The sequence below is a fragment of the Celeribacter ethanolicus genome (assembly GCF_002407265.1).
GTDB classification, from domain to species: domain Bacteria; phylum Pseudomonadota; class Alphaproteobacteria; order Rhodobacterales; family Rhodobacteraceae; genus Celeribacter; species Celeribacter ethanolicus.
Map to the genome: position 1 here is coordinate 352,744 of NZ_CP022196.1, position 16,486 is coordinate 369,229.

General features: G+C 62.1%; 22 protein-coding genes and 1 tRNA gene. 15 read left to right on the top strand and 8 right to left on the bottom strand.

The window, feature by feature from the left end; translation table 11 throughout:
• The first annotated feature begins 63 nt into the window (after nucleotides 1-63).
• From CEW89_RS01625 to CEW89_RS01635, 3 genes are read left to right on the top strand one after another with little or no spacing between them, the layout of a single operon-like run.
• Nucleotides 64-543 carry an HK97 gp10 family phage protein gene (locus CEW89_RS01625; RefSeq protein WP_096807094.1) on the top strand — a complete coding sequence of 160 codons (480 nt, stop codon included), beginning with the start codon at nucleotides 64-66 and terminating at the stop codon, nucleotides 541-543.
• Nucleotides 536-958 (top strand): DUF3168 domain-containing protein, encoded by a 423-nt coding sequence (locus tag CEW89_RS01630; RefSeq protein ID WP_096804663.1) that lies wholly within the window; start codon nucleotides 536-538, stop codon nucleotides 956-958. Before CEW89_RS01625 ends, CEW89_RS01630 begins: the two co-directional genes overlap by 8 nt.
• Nucleotides 959-960: 2 nt before the next feature.
• A complete protein-coding gene (locus tag CEW89_RS01635; protein WP_096804664.1) occupies nucleotides 961-2,262 on the top strand; it encodes a DUF3987 domain-containing protein in 1,302 nt (433 codons plus the stop codon).
• Between the two features lie 184 nt (nucleotides 2,263-2,446).
• Here CEW89_RS01635 and CEW89_RS01640 read toward each other — a convergent pair whose 3' ends face one another.
• Nucleotides 2,447-2,665 (bottom strand): hypothetical protein, encoded by a 219-nt coding sequence (locus CEW89_RS01640; protein WP_096804665.1) that lies wholly within the window; start codon nucleotides 2,663-2,665, stop codon nucleotides 2,447-2,449.
• Between the two features lie 219 nt (nucleotides 2,666-2,884).
• Nucleotides 2,885-2,974: transfer RNA gene (locus CEW89_RS01645), tRNA-Ser, on the bottom strand.
• A gap of 257 nt (nucleotides 2,975-3,231) precedes the next feature.
• Here CEW89_RS01645 and CEW89_RS01650 point away from each other — a divergent pair.
• From CEW89_RS01650 to CEW89_RS01685, 8 genes are all read left to right on the top strand, one after another.
• Complete coding sequence (locus CEW89_RS01650; protein WP_157779726.1) at nucleotides 3,232-4,104, top strand: DUF2059 domain-containing protein; 873 nt, start codon at nucleotides 3,232-3,234, stop codon at nucleotides 4,102-4,104.
• Between the two features lie 248 nt (nucleotides 4,105-4,352).
• Nucleotides 4,353-4,928 carry a 50S ribosomal protein L21 gene (locus CEW89_RS01655; RefSeq protein WP_096804666.1) on the top strand — a complete coding sequence of 192 codons (576 nt, stop codon included), beginning with the start codon at nucleotides 4,353-4,355 and terminating at the stop codon, nucleotides 4,926-4,928.
• Between the two features lie 22 nt (nucleotides 4,929-4,950).
• The gene (rpmA, locus tag CEW89_RS01660; protein ID WP_066701542.1) at nucleotides 4,951-5,220 is read left to right on the top strand and encodes a 50S ribosomal protein L27; all 270 of its coding nucleotides are present in this window, start codon (nucleotides 4,951-4,953) and stop codon (nucleotides 5,218-5,220) included.
• A gap of 302 nt (nucleotides 5,221-5,522) precedes the next feature.
• Nucleotides 5,523-6,077 (top strand): GNAT family N-acetyltransferase, encoded by a 555-nt coding sequence (locus CEW89_RS01665; protein WP_096804667.1) that lies wholly within the window; start codon nucleotides 5,523-5,525, stop codon nucleotides 6,075-6,077.
• A 37-nt stretch (nucleotides 6,078-6,114) separates the two neighbouring features.
• Nucleotides 6,115-6,624: a GNAT family N-acetyltransferase gene (locus CEW89_RS01670; RefSeq protein WP_096804668.1), complete on the top strand. Its 510-nt coding sequence runs from the start codon at nucleotides 6,115-6,117 to the stop codon at nucleotides 6,622-6,624.
• A gap of 80 nt (nucleotides 6,625-6,704) precedes the next feature.
• Nucleotides 6,705-7,751 (top strand): GTPase ObgE, encoded by a 1,047-nt coding sequence (obgE, locus tag CEW89_RS01675; RefSeq protein ID WP_096804669.1) that lies wholly within the window; start codon nucleotides 6,705-6,707, stop codon nucleotides 7,749-7,751.
• On the top strand, nucleotides 7,739-8,851 hold the full coding sequence (proB, locus tag CEW89_RS01680; RefSeq protein WP_096804670.1) for a glutamate 5-kinase: 1,113 nt from the start codon (nucleotides 7,739-7,741) through the stop codon (nucleotides 8,849-8,851). Before obgE ends, proB begins: the two co-directional genes overlap by 13 nt.
• A complete protein-coding gene (locus CEW89_RS01685; RefSeq protein ID WP_096804671.1) occupies nucleotides 8,848-10,113 on the top strand; it encodes a glutamate-5-semialdehyde dehydrogenase in 1,266 nt (421 codons plus the stop codon). The genes proB and CEW89_RS01685 overlap by 4 nt, the downstream gene beginning before the upstream one ends.
• A gap of 100 nt (nucleotides 10,114-10,213) precedes the next feature.
• Here the strand turns inward: CEW89_RS01685 and CEW89_RS01690 are convergent, their stop codons facing one another.
• Nucleotides 10,214-10,813, bottom strand: coding sequence for a histidine phosphotransferase family protein (locus CEW89_RS01690; RefSeq protein ID WP_096804672.1), 600 nt, complete (start codon nucleotides 10,811-10,813; stop codon nucleotides 10,214-10,216).
• A 38-nt stretch (nucleotides 10,814-10,851) separates the two neighbouring features.
• Between CEW89_RS01690 and CEW89_RS01695 the strand changes: the two genes are divergently transcribed.
• From CEW89_RS01695 to olsA, 3 genes are all read left to right on the top strand, one after another.
• Complete coding sequence (locus tag CEW89_RS01695; protein WP_066701552.1) at nucleotides 10,852-11,031, top strand: DUF3553 domain-containing protein; 180 nt, start codon at nucleotides 10,852-10,854, stop codon at nucleotides 11,029-11,031.
• A 147-nt stretch (nucleotides 11,032-11,178) separates the two neighbouring features.
• A complete protein-coding gene (olsB, locus tag CEW89_RS01700) occupies nucleotides 11,179-11,988 on the top strand; it encodes an L-ornithine N(alpha)-acyltransferase (RefSeq protein WP_096804673.1) in 810 nt (269 codons plus the stop codon).
• Entirely contained in the window at nucleotides 11,985-12,842 is an 858-nt protein-coding gene (gene olsA / locus CEW89_RS01705; RefSeq protein WP_096804674.1) for a lyso-ornithine lipid O-acyltransferase, read from the top strand. Before olsB ends, olsA begins: the two co-directional genes overlap by 4 nt.
• 14 nt (nucleotides 12,843-12,856) lie before the next feature.
• Here olsA and CEW89_RS01710 read toward each other — a convergent pair whose 3' ends face one another.
• The gene (locus tag CEW89_RS01710; RefSeq protein WP_198403478.1) at nucleotides 12,857-13,384 is read right to left on the bottom strand and encodes a P-loop nucleotide/nucleoside kinase family protein; all 528 of its coding nucleotides are present in this window, start codon (nucleotides 13,382-13,384) and stop codon (nucleotides 12,857-12,859) included.
• Complete coding sequence (locus CEW89_RS01715) at nucleotides 13,368-13,994, bottom strand: thiamine phosphate synthase (RefSeq protein ID WP_096804676.1); 627 nt, start codon at nucleotides 13,992-13,994, stop codon at nucleotides 13,368-13,370. The genes CEW89_RS01710 and CEW89_RS01715 overlap by 17 nt, the downstream gene beginning before the upstream one ends.
• Before the next feature lie 113 nt (nucleotides 13,995-14,107).
• On the opposite strand from CEW89_RS01715, the gene CEW89_RS01720 reads away from it, so the two are divergent.
• On the top strand, nucleotides 14,108-14,869 hold the full coding sequence (locus CEW89_RS01720) for an RNA methyltransferase (RefSeq protein ID WP_066701560.1): 762 nt from the start codon (nucleotides 14,108-14,110) through the stop codon (nucleotides 14,867-14,869).
• A gap of 55 nt (nucleotides 14,870-14,924) precedes the next feature.
• On the opposite strand, the gene CEW89_RS01725 is transcribed toward CEW89_RS01720, so the two are convergent.
• The 3 genes from CEW89_RS01725 to CEW89_RS01735 all read right to left on the bottom strand — a co-directional run bounded on the left by CEW89_RS01725 (nucleotide 14,925) and on the right by CEW89_RS01735 (nucleotide 16,477).
• Nucleotides 14,925-15,380 carry a TM2 domain-containing protein gene (locus tag CEW89_RS01725; protein ID WP_066701562.1) on the bottom strand — a complete coding sequence of 152 codons (456 nt, stop codon included), beginning with the start codon at nucleotides 15,378-15,380 and terminating at the stop codon, nucleotides 14,925-14,927.
• Nucleotides 15,381-15,546: 166 nt separating this feature from the next.
• Nucleotides 15,547-15,924, bottom strand: a complete 378-nt coding sequence (locus CEW89_RS01730; RefSeq protein WP_096804677.1) for an SH3 domain-containing protein — start codon at nucleotides 15,922-15,924, stop codon at nucleotides 15,547-15,549.
• A gap of 142 nt (nucleotides 15,925-16,066) precedes the next feature.
• Nucleotides 16,067-16,477, bottom strand: coding sequence for an SH3 domain-containing protein (locus CEW89_RS01735; RefSeq protein WP_096804678.1), 411 nt, complete (start codon nucleotides 16,475-16,477; stop codon nucleotides 16,067-16,069).
• Between the last annotated feature and the right edge of the window lie 9 nt (nucleotides 16,478-16,486).

Here is a 16,486-nt window from a genome sequence, read left to right on the forward strand (position 1 = left end):
CTGTGGGCACGGTGCGCACGTCCGGTCTGATGCGTTACCACGCTCGCCGCTGCGTTGGTGCCGGTGACGAAAGACCTCAAAGCACAGTCCAAACGCCTCGCCGCACGTCTCGAAGCGATCCCGTCCGAGATCGTCGCAGAGATCAAACCCGCGCTGATCGCTTCGGCGAATGATCTCGCCAACGTCGCGAAAGCCCTCGCACCGGAAGACAAAGGCGATTTGATCGCGTCTATTGAAGTGACCGCGCCCGGTGGTATGACGCCCGCCTATGCGCAGGGTGGCGGCAAAAGCCAAGCGCAAGTGAATCAAGCCTTTGTGACGGTCGGTAATCCCGATCAGTGCCACGGGCATCTTGTCGAATTCGGCACCGATCCGCACAAGAGCGGCGGGCAGTTTGAAGGCACAGACCACCCCGGCACAGAGGCACAGCCGTTCCTCTTGCCCGCAATCCGGCTGACGCAGGATCGGAACAAGCGCCGGATCGGTCGCGCCATTGGCAAGGCGGTGCGCAACGCTGCGAAGAGCGGGGGCGGCGATGCTTGACCCTGTTCTTGGTTTGCAGACCGCTATTCGCCAGACCTTGATTGCCGCGCCGGATTTGACCGCGCTTGTGGACGCGAAGAACATTCGCGCCGGTGGTGGTCGCCCTGACAATCTTCCTTCGGTGCTCTTCTCGAACGCACAAACCGAATACCTCGGACGCACCGCCGGTTCGCAACGTGCCGCCCGTGTCTTCCTGACCACCCACATTTGGGCGCAGGAGGACGGTGCAGATACGGCGCGCCAGATCGGTGCGGCGGTGTTCGACGCGCTGGAATTCGGCCCGAATGCAAATGGCGAAATTTTCGTGGATGAATGGCACAAACCAAGCGTGGTTTGGGGGCGTGATCCGCAGCCGAACCTGACGCTCACACATGGCGCAATGAGCCTTGAGGCCGTAATTCGGTGGAAGGTGTGACTATGAAAGCAGGTAATCTTGACCGGCAGGTGAGCTTTGAACGCAAGGCCGAAGAGATCACAGAGACCGGCGCGACCCTTGAGACGTGGGCACCCGTTGGGCTGCACCGTGGGAGGGTTGGCAAGAGCCTCCGATCCTCTGGACCATGGCCATTGGTTCCGTCCTCGAATAAATCACCCGGTCTCGACGCTGTGCTGGGACTGATCAAGGAAGTTGAGCGCGAGAAGCGGCAGGCGATGGAAGGGGATCTGTCCGAGGGGCCCGAGAAAGCCGAGGTCGCCAAGCTGGCGAAAAGCGCATGGAAAGAGGCGGCAAAGGCGGCGCTCAAAGACGGGAGTGAGCCGCCGGAGCACCCCGATACGGCACGTATCGAACCTGAACCATTCCTTCCGCGCTTTGCGATTGCCGACGGAACGGTGGAACGGCTGGCGGTGATCGTCTCGAAACAGCCACGCGGCACCTTGCTGGCGCGCGATGAGCTGGCCGGGTGGTTGCAGGGCATGACGCGCTATTCCGGCGGCGGCTCGGATCGGCCTTTCTGGTTGGAAGCCTATGGCGGGCGGGCCTATTCGGTCGAACGGATGGGGCGGGAGCCGGTGCATATCGACCGGCTGTCGATTGCCGTTACCGGGGGGATTCAGCCCGACCGGCTCAAATCGCTCCTGCTAGGGAGCGATGATGACGGCTTGCTGGCGCGGTTCATCCCGATCTGGCCCGACCCGGTCCCTTTGTGCAGACCACGAGCGCAAGCTGGGGCGGAACGCTGTGGCATGGCCTTGCGGCGACTCTATGGCCTCTCGATGTATCGTGACGAGACTGACAGGGAGCGCCCTTGGGTTATGCCTTTCTCCGATCCGGCGCGGGATGTGCTCGACGCCTTCCGCCTCTCGGTGCGGGCGTGGGAACGCGATGCGGAGGGGCTGCTCTTGTCCTTCACCGGCAAGCTGCCCGGTCTGGCGGTGCGCCTATCGCTGATCCTGTCCTATCTCGACTGGGCGATGAGTGACGAAGGCGAGCCGCAAGAGATCAGCCATGAGGCCTTCGGTCGGGCGGCGCATTTTATCGAGTTCTATGCGCTGCCGATGGCCCGCCGGGCCTATGCCGATGCCGCCACATCCAAGGCGGAACGTGGCGCACGGCGCTTGCTTGACGCGATCCGGGCACGGGGCTGGCCGCGCTTTACCAGCCGGGAGGCCCTGCGCCTCGATTTGTCCGGCCTCAGCACGGCTGCACAGCTCAACGCGGCGCTGACCGTGTTGGAGGACGGGGACGCAAGCTTGTGCCGCCGCTGGCGTCGATCCTGAAACCGACCGGGCCGTTCTAGGGCTTCCGCTCTACGCGATGCTGTCGGGTGTTGCGATGAAGTTGCGACCGATCTTGCCGGTTCGCTGACCTTCGGAATTCGGGCGGCGTTGGTCTGCCTGCCCGATACCGTTCGTTAGAGGCTTCGCGAACGGGATAGCCCCGGTCTTCGGATCGGGGCTTTTTTCACCCGAAAATTTGGCTAACCGCCGTGACGGCTGCGCCGACCAATGCGCCGATAATCGCGCTGATGATTGCGAGCTTAAAATTGTCGCGTCTTGTGATCTTGAATTTGAGAAGATCAATTTCGCGTTGGTGTTGTTCGGCGGCGTCCGGTGATCCAAAGCCGCCACCGCTGCCGACAAACCCAACCAAATCTTCAAGTTCCTTTTCGAGCTTCCCCATGCAGCGCCTATCCCTCAAATCCTGACATGTCTTGCCCGCACTATGCTGCGCGGCGAAACCGAAGGGCAACTGTCGAATTCACGAATGCGTGAGGCTGTCCGCTGTCGTCGGGCTGCAAATCGGCCTGATCTAGCCTTTCCCCAAACATGCAACGTGACATGCAAAGGTGATTGATCTGGAAAAAAATTCCAAATAAAATCAATCACTTGCAAGGATAAGTGGCGGAGAGACAGGGATTCGAACCCTGGGTCCCCGTAAAGGGACAACGGTTTTCGAGACCGCCCCGTTCGACCACTCCGGCACCTCTCCGCGGGGGTCTGGTGGCGGGTGATTTATCCGTGCCGCGCGCCGTGTGCAACCCCTTTCGTGACATTCTTTTGAGCAATCGTTCCAGAGGGGGGCGCGAAATTTCGCCGGGAATTTCATCGAGGCGGGACATTTCGATGTCGTGACTTGTTCCTCGCTCAACTCTTTGTTTAGCTGTTGTCAGCACACTGCCGCTGAAAAGGACCTTGGAAAGGACCGTGATGACCGCTTCGACACGCGCAAGAGCCATGAGATTCGACATGGGATTCGAGCCGACGCCCCGGGACGGGGGATGGGCCGTGTTGCGCGGGCTGGCCTGTGCCGCTCTCATGTCCACGCTGCCGCTCGCCGCCTCGGCGGAGGTCGATGAGGCGCAGCTTGGCGAACTGATGGACGTCATGCTTTTCGATGAGGTGGTCGGGGTGCTGGCGCAGGAAGGGCAGGGCATGGCAGAGGATTTTGCCGATGCGGGCTATGGTGTGCCGAAATCGGCGTGGAAGGACATGCTCGTCCGGCTTTACGATCCCGAAGTGATGTCGAAAGCGTTTCACGACGAACTGGCCGAGGCGCTCGAGGGCTGCGACCTGCCGGAGATGGTGGCGTTCTTCTCGACCGATCTGGGCGGGCGTATCGCGCGGCTCGAACTCGAGACCCGCAAGGCCATGTCCGACGAGGCGGCTCAGGCCGCGGCGGGGCAGGCCTGGGCGGAGCTCGATCCCGAAACCGACCGTGCGCGTCTCATCGAGGACTATGTCCAGGTCAACGATCTCGTCGAGATGAATGTGGTCGGCGCGATGAACAGCGACATTGCCTATTACAGCGGCTTGTGGAGCGAAGGCTTCGACGTGGAGGACGGGGTGACCGACGGCGATCTTCTCAATGAGATCTGGGCCAGCGAGCCGGAGGTGCGCGCAGATGTCTCCGAATGGGTCTACGGGTTTTCCACACTGGCCTATGAACCGCTGAGCGATGACGAGTTCGAGGCCTATATCGACTTTGCCCGCACCGAGGCCGGGCAGGATCTCAACCGCGCGCTTTTCGCCTCTTTCGATGCGGTGTACGAACACCTTTCGCGGGGGCTGGGCGCGGGAACGGCCATGCTGATGCAGAAATATGAGGGCGAACAGCTCTGAGAGCGGCGCCTCCGGCACTGCGGGCTTGACTTTTGGGCGATGATTCCCGATATACCGCGCACCCGGCGGACCATTGGGCTCGACCGGGTGATGTCTTTTTGTCGGAAGCATTTCCGCGTGCAGGCATCTTTCATGACAATCTCGTCCCCTCTGAGGGGCGCGCTGTTCGCGGCAACAAACATCGGAACGCTTTGAAATTCAAAGCAAACCGGGGCCACAGGACGCGGGTATATCGAAAGGAAGACTGCATGTTTGCGGTTCTGAAAACTGGCGGCAAGCAATACAAGGTGCAGGCGGGTGACGTCCTGCGCGTTGAGAAACTCGCTGCCGATGCTGGTGAAAAAGTCCAGTTCAACGAGATTCTGATGGTCGGTTCCACCATCGGCGCGCCCTTCGTGGCCGGCGCCGGCGTGCAAGCCGAAGTCATCGACCAGATCAAGGGTGAGAAGCTCATCCACTATGTCAAACGTCGCCGTAAGCACTCTTCGCAGCGCACTAAAGGCCACCGTCAGCAGCTCACGCTGCTTCGCATCACCGACATCCTCGAAGCGGGTGCGGATGCGACCGGTGTGAAGGCCGCCATCGGCGCAGGCTCCGTGTCTGCCGCTCCGGCTGCTCCGAAGGCCGCCGCGAAAGCCGAAGCTCCGGCTGCGGGTGGTGACGATCTGACCGCGATCAACGGTGTGGGTCCGGCTGCCGCGAAGAAACTGGTCGAAGCTGGCATCACCACCTTCGCTCAGCTCGCCGCTGTCGACGCCGACGCGTTCGACGCCGTCAAAGTGAAACCCGAATGGGTTGAACAGGCCAAAGAACTGGCCAAGTAAGACACGTTAAGGAGAGAACACCATGGCACACAAGAAAGCAGGCGGTTCGTCCCGTAACGGTCGCGACTCCGCAGGTCGCCGTCTCGGCGTCAAACTCTACGGCGGCCAAGAGGCCATTGCCGGTAACATCATCGTGCGTCAGCGCGGCACCAAGTTCTGGCCGGGCGAAGGCGTGGGACTGGGCAAGGATCACACCATCTTTGCGACCACCGACGGTAAGGTTTCCTTCCGTAAGGGCCTGAAAAAACGTACCTTTATCGACGTGCTTCCGGTGGCGGAGGCCGCTGAGTAAGCCGACCTCGATCAGGTTTGAACATCAGGGGGATCGGCGCAGGCCGGTCCCCTTTTGCTTTGTGCGCGATCGGGGCACCCGTCAGGAAAGGCTTGATCGGAAACGTAAAATTTGGCCAAATATGCCGTCGTTGCGCCGCAGCTTTCATCTGTGGTTAACACGACTGCCGTAAACCGTGGTTCGTCTGCGCATCTCATGCGCGGCTCACCGATACGGCAGGCCCGATGTCCGATGCCCTATGAGAAGGCGCGGACGCCGCCTTTGGGAGAGAGGTGTGTGGCAGGAGATTTGGAGGAAGAGAGATGAGAATGGATTTGGTTGACGACAGGCTGGACCATGGCGCACAGGCCGTGATCGAAACGGAGCGCTTCGTGCTGCGCCCGCCGCGCCGCTCGGACGCCGGTTTGCTCAACATGTATGTCAGCGACGAACGCGTCGCGCGCAACTCGCGCTCCCTGCCGCACCCGATGCCACCGGGCGCGACAGAGGCTTTCGTCGCCCGCTCGCTGAAGCCTGAGACCGAGGAAAAGGTCTGGATTCTCGACGGTTCCGCTCATGGCCTGTCCGAGGTGTTGGGGGTGATTTCTCTGAAGCCGCTCGATCGCGATCAATGCGAAGTGGCCTTCTGGGTCGCGCCGGCGTTCTGGGGCACCGGGTTGGCCCGCACCGCCCTTGCGGCCATGGTCGACGCCAATCCCATGAAGGCGAAAACCATGTTTGCGGAGATTTTTCAGGACAACCAGGCCTCTGCCCGTGTGGTGACCGCCTGCGGTTTCGAATATCTCGGCGATGCGGAGACCTATTCCGTTGCCCGCGGGTCTCACGTCCCAACCTGGACCTACCTGCGCAAACTTTAACGGCCCCTAATCGGGGTCGCCACCAAGGAAGACCCCGATGACCGATACGATCCTCACAACCGACCGCCTGATCCTGCGCCCGTTCCGGGCGTCGGATGCGCCCGATGTCGTGCGGGTGCTCAATGACATCGAGGTCAGCAAGTGGCTGACCCGCGTTCCTTATCCGTATTCTGTTCACGATGCGAACTGGTTTACCCGAAGGGTGGCCGCAAAAGCCTTTGTCTTCGGGATCGAATTTCATGGTCGGATCGTCGGCACCATCGGCTGTGAGGGTGAGTTCGGCTATTGGCTCGGGCGAGACTATTGGGGGCAGGGGATCATGCCCGAGGCGGCGGAGGCGGTGCTGAGCGCGTGGTTCTCGACCGGCAAGGACCGGATCGAGGCGGGCTATTTCGCGGAGAATGCCCGCTCTTCCAAGGTCTTGCGGCGCATGGGCTTTGTCGAGACCGGCGCATCGCGCAACTTCAGCCTTGCGCGCGGGTATGAGGTCGACCGGATCGACATGATCCTGACCCGCAAGGCGTTTGCGGCGCGAAACAAGAATTGAGTTTAACAACCGGGCAAGATACATCTGCCCGAAAGCCTCGGGCCTGAACACATCGGGCGGGGCAGCAAAGGACAAGACTTATGAAATTCCTCGATCTTGCCAAGGTCTACATACGCTCCGGTTCCGGCGGCAACGGCTGTGTGTCCTTCCGGCGTGAGAAATTCATCGAATTCGGCGGGCCGAACGGTGGCGACGGCGGCAAGGGCGGCTCGGTGATCATCGAGGTGGTCGACGGGCTGAACACGCTGATCGACTTCCGCTACCAACAGCATTTCTTCGCCCAGAACGGCCAGGCCGGGATGGGCAACAACCGCACCGGCAAGGATGGCGACGACATCATCCTGCGCGTCCCCTCGGGCACGGAAGTGCTTGATGAGGATGAGGAAACGGTGATCGCCGATCTGACCGAGGTGGGCGAGAAATTCGTGCTTGCCAAAGGTGGCAACGGCGGCTGGGGCAACGCGCGGTTCAAGACCTCGACCAACCAGGCGCCCGCCAAGGCCAACCCCGGCCAGCCCGGCATCGACCGCACCATCTGGCTTCGGCTCAAGCTGATCGCGGACGCGGGGCTTCTGGGTCTGCCGAACGCGGGCAAATCGACCTTCCTGTCGGTGACTTCGAATGCGCGGCCGAAAATTGCGGATTACCCGTTTACGACGCTGCACCCGAACCTCGGCGTGGTCGGCATCGACGGCGCAGAATTCGTTGTGGCCGATATTCCCGGCCTGATTGAAGGCGCGTCCGAGGGACGGGGTCTGGGCGATCTCTTCCTCGGCCACGTCGAGCGTTGCGCCGTGCTGTTGCACCTGATAGACGGCACGTCGGAGGATGTGGTGTCGGATTACGAGACGATCATCACCGAAATCAACAACTACTCCCATATCCTCGGCGACAAGCCGCGGGTGACCGTGCTCAACAAGATCGACAGCCTTCTGGAAGAGGAAGTCGAGGAGAAACTGAGCGCCTTGCAAGAGGCCTCGGGCGGGCGGGTCTACACCATGTCCGGTGTCTCGAAAGAGGGCGTCGATACGGTGCTCCGCGCGCTCAAGGCGGAGATTTCGATGGACCGGCTTCGGATCAAACAGGCCGAAGAGGGCGATGAGGAAGACGAAGCGTGGCACCCCTGACCGCCTCTCTCAGCGGTGCGCAACGCATCGTGATCAAAATCGGCTCGGCGCTTCTGGTGGAGCGTGGCGAGTTGCGGACACAGTGGCTCGCAGGTCTGGCGCAGGACGTTGCCATGCTCAAATCGCAGGGCGCGGATGTCATCCTCGTGTCCTCGGGCTCCATCGCCCTTGGGCGGGGGATCCTGCATCTGGCTTCGGGCGAGTTGCCGCTGGAACAGTCGCAGGCGGCGGCCTCTGTCGGGCAAATCCGCCTTGCGCGCGCCTATCAGGAGGTGTTGGAGCCGCATGGCATCACCACGGCGCAGATCCTTCTGACCCTTGAGGACAGCGCGGATCGCCGTCGCTATCTCAACTCGCGTGCCACGCTCGATGCGCTTTTGAGCCTTGGCGCGGTGCCCATCGTGAACGAGAACGACACCGTGGCGACGGATGAAATCCGCTACGGCGACAACGACCGTCTGGCCGCCAATATTGCGGTGACCGTGGGCGCGGACCGGCTGGTGCTCTTGTCCGATGTCGACGGGCTTTATACCGCGAACCCGGCGGTCGATCCCGACGCCGTGCATCTGCCGATGGTCCGGGAGATCACCCCGGAGATCGAGGCGATGGCGGGCGATCCCGTGTCGGGCGTGTCGAAAGGCGGCATGAAGACCAAGGTGATGGCGGCCAAGACCGCGACCCATGGCGGCTGCACCATGGCGATCACCGAAGGTTCGAAAGACCGCCCGTTGAAAGCGCTGGAACATGGGGCGCGGGCGACCTGGTTCGTCGCCGCCGAAGATCCGGATCACGCCCGCAAGCGCTGGATCGGTGCGATGAAGCCCAAGGGCGAGATCTATATCGACGCAGGTGCCGTGACGGCGCTCGCCAAAGGAAAATCCCTGTTGCCCGTCGGCGTCGAGGAGGTTGTTGGCCATTTTGGCCGCGGCGAACCAGTCGTGGTGCTCGGGCCTGACGGGGCGCGCATCGGGCTCGGGCTGTCGCGCTACACTTCCGAGGAAGCAGAAGCCATCAAGGGCGCACATTCCGAAGACATACAGGCGATCCTCGGCTATCCCGGCCGGGCCGCCTTGATCCATAGAGACGATTTGGTGACATGACCGATATTGACGTGAAACAGATGATGAAAGAGCTGGGCCAGCGCGCGAAAGCGGCGGCTCGGGAATTGGCGACGGCGTCGGGCGAGGCCAAGGAGCAGGCGCTTTTGGCGGCGGCGGAAGCCCTTTGGGAGGCCCGTGCCGAGATCATCGAAGCAAATGAGAAAGACCTCGCCTTTGGCCGCGAAAAGGGCCTGACAGATGCGATGATGGACCGGCTGAAGCTCGATGAAGCCCGGATTCAGGGCATGATCGACGGCTTGAAAGCCATCGCGGCGCAGAAAGACCCCGTGGGTGATGTGATCGCCGAATGGGACCGTCCGAACGGGCTGCATATCAAGCGCGTGCGCACGCCTCTGGGGGTGATCGGCGTGATCTATGAGAGCCGCCCGAATGTGACGGCGGATGCGGGCGCGTTGTGCCTGAAGGCCGGGAATGCGGTGATCCTGCGCGGCGGCTCTGAGAGCTTTCACAGCTCCGGCGCGATCCATGCCTGTCTGAAAGCCGGGCTGCGCGCGGCGGGTCTGCCCGAGGATTCGATTCAGCGCGTGCCGACCCGCGACCGGGCGGCGGTGACCGAAATGCTGCATATGACCGATTACATCGACGTCATCGTGCCGCGCGGTGGCAAGGGGCTTGTCGGTCTGGTGCAGCGCGAGGCCCGCGTGCCGGTTTTCGCGCATCTCGAAGGCATCGTGCATGTTTTCGTCGACGCCTCCGCCGATCCGGAGAAGGCGATGAAGGTTGTGCTCAACGCGAAAACCCGTCGGACGGGGATTTGCGGCGCGGCGGAATGTCTGCTGATCCATCGGGATATTGCCGACACGCTGGGTCGTGATCTGGTCGCGGCGCTGGTCGACAAAGGTGTCGAAGTACGGGGCGATGCGGCGGTGCAGGCCATGGTCGAGGCGGTGACGCCCGCCAAGGAAGAAGACTGGGGCCGCGAGTATCTCGACAGCATCATCGCCGCGAAAGTCGTGGCGGATGTGGATGAGGCCATCGCGCATATTCAGCGCTATTCCTCGTCGCACACCGATTGCATCCTGACGGAAACGCCGGAGAACGTGGGAAAATTCTTCTCCCGGCTCGACAGCGCGATCCTGATGCACAACAGCTCGACGCAATTCGCCGATGGCGGCGAGTTTGGCATGGGGGCGGAGATCGGTATTGCGACGGGCAAGATGCACGCCCGCGGCCCGGTGGGGGCCGAGCAACTGACCAGCTTCAAATATCTCGTGACCTCGGACGGGGCCGTGCGCGCCTGACGGGGCTTGAGTATTTGAGCTGCAATGAAGGATGAAGGAAGGCGCGCAAGACCGGCGCGCCTTTTTCTGTTTCAGGCTGACAGTCTCAGGTTAAAAAATCTCAGGCCAGAAGCGAGATCACCCCATCGCCCGAGCTGTGGGTGATGCGGCGGCCCAGAGCGGCGGCCTGCATCGGGGCCAGAAGGAATTGCACATCGGAGGGTTTGAGCCCCTGCGGTGCCGTCACCGACCCGAGACGGGCCCAGAGATCGGGGGCGGGTTCGAGACGCTGGGCGGAAGCGCGGACCTGCCATTGGCCGTTGGTGTAGCCGATCTTGATCACACCGCCGCGTGGCAGGGCGGTCTCGAGACACATGAGCATGAGGCAGGCGAGCTTGATCTCCTCGCGCGGCAGGTCTTCCGTGGGCGTCCAGTCATAGCTCAGACGCGTCGTCGAGACCGCTTTGAGGATGCCTGCGATTTCGGCGCGCGAGGTCATCTGACCGCTCGAGGCCATGCCGAAAGCGATGCGAAAGAATTTCACGCGGGCGTTTGCATTCTCCACGCTTTCGGAGATAAGGCTAAGCTCGGGGCCGGAACCGACGCCGGACATCGCCAGCAATTCCACACCGTTCGAGATCGCGCCCACCGGGCTGATCAGATCGTGGCAGATGCGGGAACCGATCATGGCGGCGATGTCTCGGGTCAGGTCTTGGGTCATAGGGTCTCCGGGTTTGGAAATTTGCGAAAGGCGCTTTCATGGACGATCTCAACGCGATGCTGGAACCGGGGCAGATGGTGCGCCATCCGTCTCAGTCGGATTGGGGGCTTGGCCAGGTGCAGTCCAATATCAATGGCAAGATCACGGTGATGTTCCAGCATGCCGGCAAGATCGTGATCGACAGCCGGCGGGTCGCGCTCCTCCCTGTGTTCGACTGAGGGCCTTCAGGCCCGATTGCACCCTATGGTCGCGCATGCAGGCATTTCTTACAACCTTTGCGTGAATGTTCCGGCAGGGGTTGACGGCATTCTGTTGCATTGAAATCAACAAAACCTTAAAACCCGCCCACCAACAGTGAGATCCATATGAGCGCCGCCCCGTCGCAGAGTGACAAGTCGCAAGATCACAAATTGCCGTTTCAGTTGAGATTTGCCCGTGACGTTGTCGACCTGCGGGCGGCGCAGAGGCTGCGCTATAGGGTGTTCGTCGAGGAACTCGGCTCGGATGGCGAAATGGTCGATCACGCGGCCCAGCTCGAGGCGGACCGGTTCGACCCGGATTACGAGCACCTGATGCTGATTGATCCGGCGCGTTCCGAGGACCCTCTGGAGCAATGCGTGGCGGTCTACCGGCTTTTGCCAGGCGAGAAGGCGGCGCGTCTCGGGCGGTTCTATTCCGAAGGCGAATACGATCTCACCGCGCTGAAAACCTCCGGCAAGCGCTTGCTGGAACTGGGACGGTCCTGCGTCGCGCAGGAGTACCGCGGCGGCATGGCGCTGTTCGAGATGTGGGCGGGATTGGCGAAATATGTGATCGAGGAGGGCTACGATGTGCTCTTCGGCACCGCCTCCTTCTTTGGTGCGGATGTGCGCCGCCATGCCGAAGCGCTGTCCTGGCTGCATCACAATCACCTCGCGCCCGAGGCGCTCCGCGCCCGCGCCTTGCCGGAGCATTTCCAGAGCATGGATTTGATGCCGCTGGAGGAGATCGACCGCAAGCGTGCGATGCTGGCGATCCCGGCGCTGATCAAGGCCTATCTGCGGTTGGGCGGCACGGTGGGCGAGGGGGCCTTTGTCGACCGGGCCTTCAACACGGTCGATGTGCTTTTGATCCTCGACACGGCGACGATCTCGCCGCGCCAGCGCGCGATGTACACCAAGGGGATCGGCGGATGAGCGAGGTGCCAAACGGCCCGCTTTGGGAAAGCCGTATTCCTCCCTCACCGCCCAATCCGGTGACATGGGGCACATGGCGTGCGATCCGCCGGGGCGTGCCCATCGTGTTGATGATCCTGATCTGCATGATGCTGATGCTGGCGACCCGTGCTGTCGAGGCGGTTCTGGTCGGCAAGCGCAGGCCGTGGTCCTCGGTCTTCCCGCGCTTTGTGTCGCGCAACGCCTTGCGTCTCATGGGGATGCGGCTCACCGTCAAGGGGCAACCGATGGCCCATCATGGCGCGGTGGTGGCCAACCATTCGACCTGGCTCGACATTTTCGTCCTCAATGCCGTGCAGCGGATTTTCTTCGTCTCGAAGGCGGAGGTGGCGAACTGGCCGGGGATCGGCACCATGGCCAAGGCTACGGGGACGGTGTTCATCAACCGCGATCGCAAGGAGGCCGCCGAACAGAAGCGCCTGTTCGAGGAGCGGCTGCATATGGGCCATAAGCTTTTGTTTTTCCCGGAAGGCACGTCGAGCGACAGCCTCCGGGTTCTACCGTTCAAGCCAACGCTTTTCGCGGCGTTCTTTACACCGGAACTGCGCGAGGAGGTTTGGATTCAGCCCGTCACCGCGCGCTACGTGGCGCCCGAGGGCGAGGATGTGCGGTTTTACGGCTGGTGGGGCGAAATGGAATTCGGGCCCTCGCTTGTGCAGGTTTTGAAGGCCAGGCCGCAAGGCCGCGTCGAGGTGATTTTTCACGACCCGATTGCGGTGAAGGACGTCAAGGACCGCAAGGAGATGGCTGCGCGCTGCGAGGCGGCGGTGCGCTCCGGGTTGCCGGAGATTCCGGCGGCGTATGTGGACGTATAAGGTCCAGACAGATTTTAGCTGAGACGGGCTTCGATCTCCGCCACCGCCTGCATCACAGAAAGCTGTGCGGTGTCGAGCCGCAGATCGGCCTTGTCCCATGGCGTGTAGTCGCGGGACATGACCTTTTGCCAATCCGGCTTCTCAAGCCCCGGAACGTCGATGATGCGCTCCTCGACGCGCGCACGGTGCACCAAAGGATCGGAGCAACGGGTCTCAATGCCGAGGAGACGCACCCGGGCGCGTGTTGCGGCTTCTGTGAAAATCTTGCGGGTGATGGGCCAAGGGTTCACGCAATCGACGATCACCCGGTGCCCCAGTGCGAGATTGGAGGCCGCAAGGGCTGCTGCGATGTGGTAGCTTTCCGGGCCAATGTCGCGGTCCGGGTCGATGGCCCAGATTGCCGCGTCAATCTCGTCCACCCGAAGATAGACCGCGCCGGTTGCCTGTGACAGGTGCCGGGCGATCGTGGTTTTGCCGGTGCCGGGCAAACCGGCAAAGGACATGAGCACTGGGGCGGTCAGTTTGTCACCCCATCGCCGCAATCAGATCGCCCAATGCAGCCACAGGATCGACCGTCGCCCAGATCTCGTCGCCCACGGCAAAGAAATCCGTCACCGGGGCGAAATCCCTGACGATCTCGACCGTCAGCGCGCCTTCGGCCACCACCGGCACTTCGATCATCTGCGACCACCAGTCAAACAGATCGCGCGGCGCTTGCGTGCCGTCGCCCAGATCGGTCTCGCCGACGGGGCCGAAGGCGATGTAATCCGCGCCGATCTCGCCCGCGGTGAGGCCGTCATGGCGCGAAGCGCCGCAGTAACAGCCGACGATGGCGTCATCGCCCAGCACCTTGCGTACCTTGCGGATCGAGCGGGCGCCGTCGGTGAGATGCACGCCATCGAGCCCGTGGCGCTCGGCCAGAGCCACATGGCTCTCGATCACAATCGCCACATCACGCGTGTGGCACACCTCGCGGCAGGCATCCGCCGCTTTGCCCAGCATATATTCGTCCTTGGAGGCCAGCGCCAGCCGCACACAGGCCACCTCATGCGCGTCCAGGACGGCGGCGAGTTTCGGCGCGAAGTCTTCCGGCTCGAAAGCGGTCGGCGTCAGCAGGTAGATCTGCGGCAGTTCTTTTTGCGGCTCGGACATCTTGGCACCTCGGGTGGAGTTTTGCCCGCTATAGCCTAAGGCGGGGGCGGGGGGAAGCCTTGCGAGCTGGGGCAAATGTCGTTATCCCGCGCGAAACTGCAAAGGAATATCGCATGTCCGCGCCCAAAGACCCGAACCCCGCACTCATCACTCCTGCGATGATCCTCGTGCGTCCGCAAATGGGCGAGAACATCGGGGGCGCTGCGCGGGCGATGTGGAATTTCGGTCTCGACCGGATGCGGGTTGTGGCGCCCAGAGATGGCTGGCCCAATCCGAAAGCGGTGGCCATGGCCTCGGGGGCCGGGCGTCTTCTGGACGAGGCCGGGCATTTCGAGACGGTGCGCGAGGCCGTGGCTGATTGCGATTACGTGTTCGCGACCACGGCGCGGATGCGCGGGATCACCAAACCGGTGATGACGCCCGAGCGCGCCATGGAACACGCCCGTGCCTTGGTGGCTGAGGGCAAGAAGGTCGGCGTGATGTTCGGGCCGGAGCGCGCAGGGCTTGAGAACGAGGATGTGGTCGAGGCCAATGCCATCGTGACCGTGCCGGTGAACCCGGAGTTTGCTTCGCTTAATCTTGCGCAGGCGGTCTTGCTGATGTCCTACGAATGGGGCCGTCAGACCACGGAGGCGGTGCCCGAGGTCATGGAAATGGCCAAGACGGACTGGGCAGGCCACATCGAGGTGGAAAAGCTCGGCGATCATTATGAGACGGTGCTGGACGAGGCCGGGTTCTTCTTTCCGCCGGAAAAAGCCGACGGGATGAAGATGGTGCTTCGGAACCTGTGGTCGCGCATGCCGCTTACGAAATCCGACGTGCAGGTGTTCCACGGCATGATGCGGCAGATGCGGCGCTGGAAAGAGCGCGGGTAATCCCCGCGCTCAGGAATGTTGTCAGGTGCGCCCTGCGGTGCACTCAAGGCTCAGATCAGAACCAGGATTTCTTGCCGACCTCGTAGGTCTCGTAGAATTCGCTGTCCGTTTTGGTCAGGTAGATGATCCCCTCGACCAGAGAAATGACGTAAATGATCAGGGTCGGGATGGCGAGCAGGATGAAGCCGAGGATCGAGCAGAGCAGCATGATGACGCCGGCCTTGCTATAGCCGAGATAGAATTTGTGGATGCCGAGACCGCCGAGGAAGATGGCGAGCAAACCGGCGACGATCTTGTTCTTGTTGCCGATCTGGCCGCTGCTTTGGGTGATCACCGGGTAAATGCTCGTGGCGCGGCTGTCGCTTGTCTGGAAATCAACAGTGACGCCATCGCGCACCCGCTCGAACCGTTCGGCCACATCGGTGCCGGAAAAATCGTATCGCTGCCCGTCTTCGCCGCTGATCAGTCCGGTGCTCGTCTGGGCGTCAAAATTGAGAATGGTTCCACGCATGTTCTAACCTTTTTCTACTCTTCACGATCGTATTGATCATTTTCTTTGGAATGCGGGGGGACGGTAGTGATTTCCGGAGCTTGCGCAACCGTTATCTGGAGCAACATGAAAAAAGCGCGGGGGAACCCCGCGCTTTTGGATGGTGTCATATCGCTTCGAGTGCCTTTTACGGGCGCGGAGGTTGCTGCGGTTGCTGCTGCGCCGGTTTGTGGGCTTGCGGTGCGGCTTTCTGCGCCTGTGGCGCGGTTTGTGTCAGGTAGTTCAGGAAGACCCACAACAGTGTGCCGCCATCGGTCTTCACCTGAGCCCAGTCGCCCTGTTTCTTGACGATCTGGAGCTGCGTGCCGGCTTTCAGCGCAGACACCTTGCCATAGCCTGTGCCAGGGCCGGAGCGGCCGTTCAGGGTGACGCCGGGTTTGACGTAATACTGACCCTGTGCCTGTTGCTGTTGTTGTGGCTGACCTTGGGCAAAGCTCGCAACGGGGACGGCCACCATAAGTGCGCTCAAAGCCAGCGCGGCAAAGGTTTTCGGGGGGAATTGCATGGTGACTGTCCTTTCTGCTCAGACCGCAAGACGCTTGCGGTTCCTGATCTCAAACGATTGAGGGCGAGGCTTCCGTCGCCCCCGCAAAGAAAAAGCAGGGCGACCCTGCTTTTCCCGAAAGTGTAAAACCGGCGCTCCGGGCTTACTGGCGGATCACCAGAGGATAGCTGCCCTCGAAGGCGGGTTTGCTCGGGTCCGGTTTCGCCTGCGGGATGACCTTGAGGCCCTGCGGTTGGGGCGCTGGGTCGAGATAGGCGGCGGATACCCAGAGCGGGGCGGCGCCATGGGCCGAGACCTTTACCCAGCCACGGGAGCTCTCGAGCGCGGTCAGCGGCGTGCCGGGGGCGAATGTGGTGACGGCGTGGTAACTGGTGCCGGGGCCGCTGCGGGCGTTGAGGGACACGCCGGGTTTGACGACGTAATCGGCCTGCATCACCGCCGTCTGAGACGGGGCGGTGCGGGTTTGGGCCACGGCCATGATCGGGGCGCCGATGAGGGCGACCCCCATCGTGACACGGAGGGCGGTGGTAAAAATGGTGCGTCGGGTTGTCATGAGACATCT

Bases quoted from the DNA above. Each gene is read 5' to 3' on its own strand.
- CEW89_RS01630 (WP_096804663.1), top strand. From the start codon at position 536: ATGCTTGACCCTGTTCTTGGTTTGCAGACCGCTATTCGCCAGACCTTG.
- CEW89_RS01690 (WP_096804672.1), bottom strand. From the start codon at position 10,813: ATGACCCAAGACCTGACCCGAGACATCGCCGCCATGATCGGTTCCCGC.
- CEW89_RS01670 (WP_096804668.1), top strand. From the start codon at position 6,115: ATGACCGATACGATCCTCACAACCGACCGCCTGATCCTGCGCCCGTTC.
- olsB (WP_096804673.1), top strand. From the start codon at position 11,179: ATGAGCGCCGCCCCGTCGCAGAGTGACAAGTCGCAAGATCACAAATTG.
- CEW89_RS01695 (WP_066701552.1), top strand. From the start codon at position 10,852: ATGGACGATCTCAACGCGATGCTGGAACCGGGGCAGATGGTGCGCCAT.
- CEW89_RS01650 (WP_157779726.1), top strand. From the start codon at position 3,232: ATGGGATTCGAGCCGACGCCCCGGGACGGGGGATGGGCCGTGTTGCGC.
- obgE (WP_096804669.1), top strand. From the start codon at position 6,705: ATGAAATTCCTCGATCTTGCCAAGGTCTACATACGCTCCGGTTCCGGC.
- CEW89_RS01685 (WP_096804671.1), top strand. From the start codon at position 8,848: ATGACCGATATTGACGTGAAACAGATGATGAAAGAGCTGGGCCAGCGC.
- CEW89_RS01655 (WP_096804666.1), top strand. From the start codon at position 4,353: ATGTTTGCGGTTCTGAAAACTGGCGGCAAGCAATACAAGGTGCAGGCG.
- CEW89_RS01720 (WP_066701560.1), top strand. From the start codon at position 14,108: ATGTCCGCGCCCAAAGACCCGAACCCCGCACTCATCACTCCTGCGATG.
- CEW89_RS01665 (WP_096804667.1), top strand. From the start codon at position 5,523: ATGAGAATGGATTTGGTTGACGACAGGCTGGACCATGGCGCACAGGCC.
- rpmA (WP_066701542.1), top strand. From the start codon at position 4,951: ATGGCACACAAGAAAGCAGGCGGTTCGTCCCGTAACGGTCGCGACTCC.
- CEW89_RS01735 (WP_096804678.1), bottom strand. From the start codon at position 16,477: ATGACAACCCGACGCACCATTTTTACCACCGCCCTCCGTGTCACGATG.
- CEW89_RS01715 (WP_096804676.1), bottom strand. From the start codon at position 13,994: ATGTCCGAGCCGCAAAAAGAACTGCCGCAGATCTACCTGCTGACGCCG.
- CEW89_RS01730 (WP_096804677.1), bottom strand. From the start codon at position 15,924: ATGCAATTCCCCCCGAAAACCTTTGCCGCGCTGGCTTTGAGCGCACTT.
- olsA (WP_096804674.1), top strand. From the start codon at position 11,985: ATGAGCGAGGTGCCAAACGGCCCGCTTTGGGAAAGCCGTATTCCTCCC.
- CEW89_RS01635 (WP_096804664.1), top strand. From the start codon at position 961: ATGAAAGCAGGTAATCTTGACCGGCAGGTGAGCTTTGAACGCAAGGCC.
- CEW89_RS01640 (WP_096804665.1), bottom strand. From the start codon at position 2,665: ATGGGGAAGCTCGAAAAGGAACTTGAAGATTTGGTTGGGTTTGTCGGC.
- CEW89_RS01725 (WP_066701562.1), bottom strand. From the start codon at position 15,380: ATGCGTGGAACCATTCTCAATTTTGACGCCCAGACGAGCACCGGACTG.